General features: G+C 59.5%; 8 protein-coding genes. All 8 read left to right on the top strand.

What is annotated here, in order from left to right; genetic code table 11:
- Positions 1-146 (top strand): DUF4823 domain-containing protein (locus tag D8U69_RS09830; RefSeq protein ID WP_130907212.1); only part of this gene is annotated, 146 nt, incomplete at its 5' end.
- Positions 147-162: 16 nt separating this feature from the next.
- Positions 163-723 (top strand): DUF1285 domain-containing protein, encoded by a 561-nt coding sequence (locus D8U69_RS09825; RefSeq protein WP_056855924.1) that lies wholly within the window; start codon positions 163-165, stop codon positions 721-723.
- A gap of 186 nt (positions 724-909) precedes the next feature.
- On the top strand, positions 910-1,626 hold the full coding sequence (locus D8U69_RS09820; protein ID WP_056855923.1) for a FadR/GntR family transcriptional regulator: 717 nt from the start codon (positions 910-912) through the stop codon (positions 1,624-1,626).
- A 44-nt stretch (positions 1,627-1,670) separates the two neighbouring features.
- The gene (locus D8U69_RS09815; protein ID WP_056855922.1) at positions 1,671-2,546 is read left to right on the top strand and encodes an SMP-30/gluconolactonase/LRE family protein; all 876 of its coding nucleotides are present in this window, start codon (positions 1,671-1,673) and stop codon (positions 2,544-2,546) included.
- A 125-nt stretch (positions 2,547-2,671) separates the two neighbouring features.
- A complete protein-coding gene (locus tag D8U69_RS09810; RefSeq protein WP_130907211.1) occupies positions 2,672-3,490 on the top strand; it encodes an SDR family oxidoreductase in 819 nt (272 codons plus the stop codon).
- Between the two features lie 127 nt (positions 3,491-3,617).
- The gene (locus tag D8U69_RS09805; RefSeq protein WP_130907210.1) at positions 3,618-4,622 is read left to right on the top strand and encodes a substrate-binding domain-containing protein; all 1,005 of its coding nucleotides are present in this window, start codon (positions 3,618-3,620) and stop codon (positions 4,620-4,622) included.
- Positions 4,623-4,687: 65 nt separating this feature from the next.
- Positions 4,688-6,229: an L-arabinose ABC transporter ATP-binding protein AraG gene (gene araG, locus D8U69_RS09800; RefSeq protein ID WP_130904423.1), complete on the top strand. Its 1,542-nt coding sequence runs from the start codon at positions 4,688-4,690 to the stop codon at positions 6,227-6,229.
- 12 nt (positions 6,230-6,241) lie between these two features.
- Positions 6,242-7,210 carry an L-arabinose ABC transporter permease AraH gene (gene araH, locus D8U69_RS09795; RefSeq protein ID WP_056856300.1) on the top strand — a complete coding sequence of 323 codons (969 nt, stop codon included), beginning with the start codon at positions 6,242-6,244 and terminating at the stop codon, positions 7,208-7,210.
- Positions 7,211-7,610: the final 400 nt, after the last annotated feature.

The following is a 7,610-nucleotide window of genomic DNA, read 5'->3' as shown; positions in this document are numbered from 1 at the left end:
AGACCAGCACCCAGTATTTGATTGATACTGCACGTATCAAGAGTCGTGGCGGTTTGCTGACGTTCCACGACGAAAAACCCGAAGACCTGATGGGCCCGCCACTGGAGCAATATGCTCGTGGCCTGTTGGGCCTCAGCGATCAGTAATTTCAAGGAGAACGCCATGAGTGGCCCGCAAAAAGCCAACGACCTGTTGGGGCAAATCCCCAAGACCAAAGGCTTGCCACCGGTCCACTTGTGGAACCCTGACTTCTGCGGCGATATCGATATGCGCATCGCCCGGGACGGTACCTGGTACTACCTGGGCACGCCGATTGGACGCAAGCCGATGGTCAAGCTGTTCTCCACGATCATTCGCCGCGACGGCGATGATTACTTTCTGATTACCCCGGTTGAAAAGGTTGGCATCAAAGTCGATGACGCGCCGTTTGTGGCGATTGCCGTGGACGTGGAAGGCGAGGGTGAACAGCAGGTTTTGCGCTTCACCACCAATGTCGACGAAACCACCGAAGCCGGTGCTGAACACCCGATTCGCGTGGTGATTGATCCGCTCACACAAGAACCCGCGCCCTATGTGCATGTGCGCACCAATCTCGAAGCGCTGATCCATCGCAATGTGTTCTATCAATTGGTGGAACTGGCGGTGAGCCGCGAACTGGACGGGCAGCGTTGGCTGGGTGTTTGGAGCGGCGGCGAGTTCTTCCCCATTGGCCTCGAGCCCTGACGCAAAACCCTGTAGGAGCGAGCCTGCTCGCGATGAGGTCGTGACATTCAACATCCTGGTTGCTTGTTACATCGCCATCGCGAGCAGGTTCGCTCCTACTGGGGGTTGTGTGTTCAAAAATCAAATTGACAACCAATCATATGATGATTAGCGTGGACATCCATTGCGAACGGCTTTGAGGTGTCCATGTCCAGCAGCTTTCATGCGTCGACGGTCGATTGGCTGGGTTGCTGGATCGCGACCGGGCAGATCAAACCCGGGGAAACGCTCAAGGTCGAAGCCGATCTCGGCGAGCAGCTCGGGGTCAGCCGCACCGTCATTCGCGAAGCCATCAAGACTCTGGTTGCCAAAGGCATGCTCGAAGTGGGGCCGAAAGTCGGCACGCGGGTGTTGCCGGTGCGGCGCTGGAATCTCTTCGATCCACAAGTCGTAGGCTGGTTGTCACGCAGCGGATTGCCGGAAAACTTCGTCGATGACTTGCTCGACCTGCGTCGCACCATCGAGCCCATGGCCGTGCGCTGGGCCTGCGAACGGGCGAATGCCGAGCAGGTTAAAGCCGTGCTGCTGGCCTACAACGCGCTGGAAAGGGCGGTGGAAAGCGGTGTCGATTACAACCGCGCGGATCAGATATTCCATGAGTGCATTCTTGCAGCCAGCCACAACCAATTCATTGAACAAATGATCCCGGCCCTCGGTGCGCTATTGGCGGTGTGTTTCGAAGTGTCCGCTGCCGACCCCGACGAACTGCGCCGCACCTTGCCCATTCATAAAGACATGGCCGATGCCATCGCCGCCCGGGATGCCGCGCGGGGCGTCTGGGCTTGCATGACCCTGATCGATAACGCCGACCTGGCGATCAAGCGCTATTACCCGCAAGTCATGGCCGATAAAAAAGCGGGCTGACAAAAAGCACCACGGATAAAAACAATAACAATGCAGGAGGTTTCATGACGTTGACCGCGGTCACCGAACACCGGGCACAGCTAGGCGAAGGCCCCTTCTGGGATGCGCCGACCCAGGCGTTGTACTGGGTGGATATCGCCGGCAAGCAAGCGTTGCGGCTGATCGGCGCGAATGTGCAGATCTGGCAGATGCCGGAGCATGTTTCTGCGTTTATCCCCTGTGAAAGCGGTGATGCTCTGGTGACGTTGAGCAGCGGCGTGTACCGCCTTGATCTTGATTCCCCAGGGCTCGAGCCGCGGCTGACGCTGTTGTGCGTTGCCGATCCGCAACCGGGCAACCGCGCCAACGAAGCCCGCTGCGATGCTCAGGGTCGGCTCTGGCTTGGCACCATGCAAAACAACATCGGCGAACAGGGCGAAGACTTGCCCATCGAGCGCCGCTCGGGCGGGTTGTTCCGTATCGATAGCGATGCGCGGGTGACGCCGTTGCTGCGCGGATCAGGCATTCCCAACACGCTGCTGTGGAGCGATGACGCGACCACCGTGTATTTCGGCGACAGCCTGGACGGCACGTTGTATCGGCACTTCATCCGCACCGACGGCAATCTTGAGCCCGCGCAACCCTGGTTCGGCCCTCATGCACGCGGCGGCCCGGACGGCTCGGCGATGGATACCGAGGGATTTATCTGGAACGCCCGCTGGGACGGCAGCTGCCTGCTCAGGCTGACGCCGGACGGCAAAGTCGATCGGATAATCGAATTGCCTGTCAGCCGTCCGACCAGTTGTGTGTTCGGCGATGCCGATCTGAAAACCCTGTACATCACCAGTGCCGCGAGCCCGCTCGGTCACCCGCTGGATGGGGCGGTTTTAGCGATTCGGGTGGACGTGCCAGGAAAGCTGTGTACTCGGTTCTCGGGATAAATCCCTAAATATGGGATGCAAATATATATATTGAGATTATCTGCGGGCCGGGTTTATAGTCGGCTCCATCAGTTACACGCACTCACACTTAAAAAAACAAAACAGGTGAAGTGATGCAGCGATCCATGGCTGAACCCCTTTCTTTACCGGCGGCGCCCACTCCGCCCAAGGGCGAGCGTCTGAAAAACAAGGTAGTGCTGCTGACCGGCGCCGCCCAGGGCATCGGCGAGGCGATTGTTGGGTCTTTTGCGTCGCAACAGGCCAAGCTGATCATCAGCGATATCCAGGCCGGGAAAGTCGAAGCAGTCGCCGCGTATTGGCGAGGCCAAGGGGCTGATGTGTTGGCGATCAAGGCCGACGTTTCGCAACAGCAAGATCTGCATGCCATGGCCAGACTGGCTGTAGAACGTCACGGTCGGATCGACGTGCTGGTCAACTGTGCCGGGGTCAACGTGTTTCGTGACCCACTGGAAATGACCGAAGAGGACTGGCGCCGCTGCTTCGCCATTGATCTCGATGGCGCCTGGTTCGGCTGCAAGGCTGTATTGCCGCAGATGATCGAGCAAGGCGTCGGCAGCATCATCAACATCGCGTCCACTCATTCTTCTCATATCATTCCGGGCTGTTTTCCCTATCCGGTGGCCAAGCACGGCTTGCTCGGCCTGACCCGTGCCCTGGGGATCGAATACGCACCCAAAGGTATCCGGATCAACGCCATCGCCCCGGGCTACATCGAGACTCAATTGAACGTCGACTACTGGAACGGTTTTGCCGATCCACGCGCTGAGCGTCAGCGCGCTTTGGAATTGCATCCGCCCAAGCGCATCGGCCAGCCGCAAGAAGTGGCCATGACGGCTGTATTCCTGGCCAGTGATGAAGCGCCGTTCATCAACGCATCCTGCATCACCATCGATGGTGGTCGCTCGGTGATGTACCACGACTGAATGAACGGATTGAGGTGGAAAATTACGCCTGAAATCCAATCATCATACGATATGACTATTAGTAGTACGGCTACACCGCCTTATGGCTTTCAAAGAACGCTCAAGAAAAATAACAAGGAGTCAGCTTATGAATCGTCGTCATGCCATCCGAACCCTGTGCTGTGCCGCCCTGGCGGTTTCGGCGGTCAGCCTGAGCAGCACGCTGCTGGCGGCTGAAGAGGTGAAAATCGGATTTCTGGTCAAGCAAGCGGAAGAGCCCTGGTTCCAGACGGAATGGGCGTTTGCCGAAAAGGCCGGCAAGGACAAGGGCTTTACCCTGATCAAAATCGCCGTGCCGGACGGCGAGAAAACCCTGTCGGCCATCGACAGCCTGGCGGCCAACGGCGCCAAGGGTTTCGTGATCTGCCCGCCGGATGTGTCACTCGGTCCTGCAATCATGGCCAAGGCCAAGCTCAACGGCCTGAAAGTGATTGCTGTGGATGACCGCTTTGTCGATGCCAGCGGCAAGTTCATGGAAGAGGTGCCGTACCTCGGCATGGCCGCCTTTGAAGTTGGCCAGAAGCAGGGCAGCGCCATGGCCACCGAGGCGAAAAAACGCGGCTGGGAATGGAAAGACACCTACGCGGTAATCAACACCTACAACGAACTCGACACCGGCAAGAAACGCACCGACGGTTCGGTCAAGGCGTTGGAAGATGCCGGCATGCCAAAAGACCATATCCTGTTCGCCGCCCTGAAAACCCTCGACGTACCGGGCAGCATGGACGCTACCAACTCGGCGCTGGTGAAACTGCCGGGCGCGGCGAAAAACCTGATCATCGGCGGCATGAACGACAACACCGTGCTCGGCGGCGTGCGTGCCACGGAAGCCGCCGGCTTTACCGCAGCGAACGTGATCGGCATCGGCATCAATGGCACCGACGCCATCGGCGAACTGAAAAAGCCCAACAGCGGCTTCTTCGGTTCGATGCTGCCGAGCCCGCACATCGAAGGCTACAACACCGCCAGCATGATGTACGAGTGGGTCACCGCCGGCAAAGAGCCGCCGAAATACACGGCGATGGACGACGTAACGCTGATCACCCGCGACAACTTCAAGCAGGAACTGGAAAAGATCGGCCTGTGGAATTGAAGGCTGGTTGATTTCATCGGCGGCCTCGGCAACGGGGCCGCCCGTTCTGTGTGAAGAGGTGGGCTATGCACGCGCAAACACAAATACAACACAATGCAGGCGGCAGCTTGCGCTTCAACGGGATCGGCAAGACCTTTCCCGGGGTGAAGGCGCTGGACAACATCAACTTCGTCGCTCATCCGGGGCAGGTTCACGCCTTGATGGGCGAGAACGGCGCCGGCAAGTCGACGCTGCTTAAAATTCTCGGCGGCGCTTACATCCCCAGCAGCGGCAATCTGCAGATCGGCGAGCAGACGATGGCATTCAAATCCACCGCCGACAGCATCGGCAGTGGCGTCGCGGTGATCCACCAGGAGCTGCACCTGGTGCCGGAAATGACCGTGGCGGAAAACCTGTTTCTCGGACATTTGCCGGCCAGTTTCGGCCTGATCAATCGCAGCACGTTGCGTCAGCAGGCATTGGCCTGTCTCAAGGGCCTGGCCGACGAAATCGACCCGCAGCAGAAGGTCGGGCGGTTGTCGCTTGGCCAGCGGCAACTGGTGGAAATCGCCAAGGCGCTGTCCCGTGGCGCCCATGTCATAGCTTTTGACGAACCCACCAGCAGCCTGTCGGCGCGGGAGATCGATCGCTTGATGGCGATCATCGGCCGCCTGCGCGATGAAGGCAAAGTGGTGCTCTACGTTTCTCATCGCATGGAAGAAGTGTTCCGTATCTGCAACGCGGTGACGGTGTTCAAGGACGGCCGTTACGTGCGTACTTTCGAAGACATGCGCGAGCTGACCCACGATCACCTGGTCACGTGCATGGTCGGTCGCGACATCCAGGACATCTACGATTATCGCCCGCGCCCGCGTGGCGCGGTGGCGTTGAAGGTCGACGGCCTGCTCGGCCCGGGTCTGCGCGAACCGGTGAGCTTCGAAGCGCACAAAGGCGAGATCCTCGGGTTGTTCGGTCTGGTTGGGGCGGGGCGCACGGAGCTGTTCCGGATGCTCAGCGGCCTGGAACGCAACACGGCAGGTCGCCTGGAGTTGCGCGGTCATGAGCTGAAACTGCGCTCGCCCCGCGACGCGATTTCGGCGGGGATTCTGCTGTGTCCCGAAGACCGCAAGAAGGAGGGCATCATGCCGCTCTCCAGTGTTGCCGAGAACATCAATATCAGTGCACGCGGCGCCCATTCCACCTTCGGTTGCCTGTTGCGCGGCCTATGGGAAAAGGGCAATGCCGACAAGCAGATCAAGGCGCTGAAAGTGAAGACGCCGAGCGCAGCACAGAAAATCATGTACCTGTCCGGCGGCAATCAACAGAAGGCCATTCTCGGCCGCTGGCTGTCGATGCCGATGAAAGTCCTGCTGCTCGACGAGCCGACCCGTGGCATCGACATCGGCGCCAAGGCCGAGATCTACCAGATCATCCATAACCTGGCGGCGGACGGTATTTCGGTGATCGTGGTGTCCAGCGACCTGATGGAAGTGATGGGCATTTCCGACCGCATCCTGGTGCTGTGCGAAGGCGCGCTGCGTGGCGAACTGAGCCGCGAACAGGCCAATGAATCCAACTTGCTGCAACTGGCTTTGCCGCGCCAACGCGCTGACGGCGTGGCGAACTGAGAGGTGACTATGATGACAACCCAAAACGAAACCCTGCCGACTGCGCGCAAACCCCTGGACTTGCGGCGCTTTCTCGATGACTGGGTGATGCTGCTGGCGGCCGTAGGGATCTTCGTGCTCTGCACTTTGCTGATCGACAACTTTCTTTCGCCACTGAACATGCGCGGGTTGGGGCTGGCGATTTCAACGACCGGGATCGCGGCGTGCACCATGTTGTATTGCCTGGCGTCCGGGCACTTCGACCTGTCGGTGGGATCGGTGATCGCCTGCGCCGGGGTGGTTGCGGCGGTGGTTATGCGCGACACCGACAGCGTGTTGCTGGGCGTCGGCGCGGCGTTGGTGATGGGCCTGATCGTGGGCCTGATCAACGGTATCGTGATTGCCAAGCTGCGGGTCAATGCGTTGATCACCACGCTTGCAACGATGCAGATCGTCCGCGGCCTGGCGTACATCTTTGCCAACGGCAAAGCGGTGGGCGTTTCCCAGGAGTCGTTCTTCGTCTTCGGTAACGGCCAACTGTTCGGCGTGCCGGTGCCGATCCTGATCACGATCGTCTGCTTCCTGTTCTTCGGCTGGTTGCTCAACTACACCACCTATGGCCGCAATACCATGGCCATCGGCGGGAACCAGGAAGCGGCGCTGCTGGCCGGGGTCAACGTTGACCGGACCAAGATCATCATCTTCGCCGTGCACGGTGTGATCGGTGCGTTGGCCGGGGTGATCCTCGCCTCGCGCATGACCTCCGGTCAGCCGATGATCGGCCAGGGTTTCGAGCTGACGGTGATTTCTGCGTGTGTACTGGGCGGGGTTTCGTTGAGCGGCGGGATTGGCATGATCCGGCACGTGATCGCCGGGGTGCTGATTCTGGCAATCATCGAGAACGCGATGAACCTGAAGAACATCGACACCTTTTACCAGTACGTGATCCGCGGCTCGATCCTGTTGCTGGCGGTGGTGATCGACCGTCTCAAACAGCGCTAACCCCTCAGCTGATCGTTCCCACGCAGAGCGTGGGAACGATCATCACAGTGCTGATTCCTTTGTAGTAGAGAGCTTTTGTGGCGAGGGAGCTTGCTCCCGCTGGGCAGCGAAGCGGCCCCAAAAGCGCTTGTCGCGGTGAGTCTGGTAGACCGCACTTTCCGGGCTTACGACTGCTGCGCAGCCGAGCGGGAGCAAGCTCCCTCGCCACGGTTCGGTGAGTCAATCATTCCCGCGCAGAGCGTGGGAATGCTTCCGCGGGCGCTCTGCGTTCGGCCTTTGAATGGGGACGCGGAGCGTCCCGGGCTGCATTCCCACGCAGAGCGTGGGAACGATCATCACCCCTCAGCTGATTCCTTTGTAGTAGAGAGCTTTTGTGGCGAGGGAGCTTGCTCCCGCTGGG

The sequence above is a fragment of the Pseudomonas sp. Sample_16 genome, from assembly GCF_004307665.1.
Taxonomy (GTDB): domain Bacteria; phylum Pseudomonadota; class Gammaproteobacteria; order Pseudomonadales; family Pseudomonadaceae; genus Aquipseudomonas.
This window is presented reverse-complemented; position numbering and strand designations above follow the sequence as displayed.

What these genes read in the sequence shown, in the direction of transcription:
- D8U69_RS09815 (WP_056855922.1), top strand. Translation starts at nt 1,671, where the DNA reads ATGACGTTGACCGCGGTCACCGAACACCGGGCACAGCTAGGCGAAGGC.
- D8U69_RS09825 (WP_056855924.1), top strand. Translation starts at nt 163, where the DNA reads ATGAGTGGCCCGCAAAAAGCCAACGACCTGTTGGGGCAAATCCCCAAG.
- araH (WP_056856300.1), top strand. Translation starts at nt 6,242, where the DNA reads ATGACAACCCAAAACGAAACCCTGCCGACTGCGCGCAAACCCCTGGAC.
- D8U69_RS09810 (WP_130907211.1), top strand. Translation starts at nt 2,672, where the DNA reads ATGGCTGAACCCCTTTCTTTACCGGCGGCGCCCACTCCGCCCAAGGGC.
- D8U69_RS09820 (WP_056855923.1), top strand. Translation starts at nt 910, where the DNA reads ATGTCCAGCAGCTTTCATGCGTCGACGGTCGATTGGCTGGGTTGCTGG.
- araG (WP_130904423.1), top strand. Translation starts at nt 4,688, where the DNA reads ATGCACGCGCAAACACAAATACAACACAATGCAGGCGGCAGCTTGCGC.
- D8U69_RS09805 (WP_130907210.1), top strand. Translation starts at nt 3,618, where the DNA reads ATGAATCGTCGTCATGCCATCCGAACCCTGTGCTGTGCCGCCCTGGCG.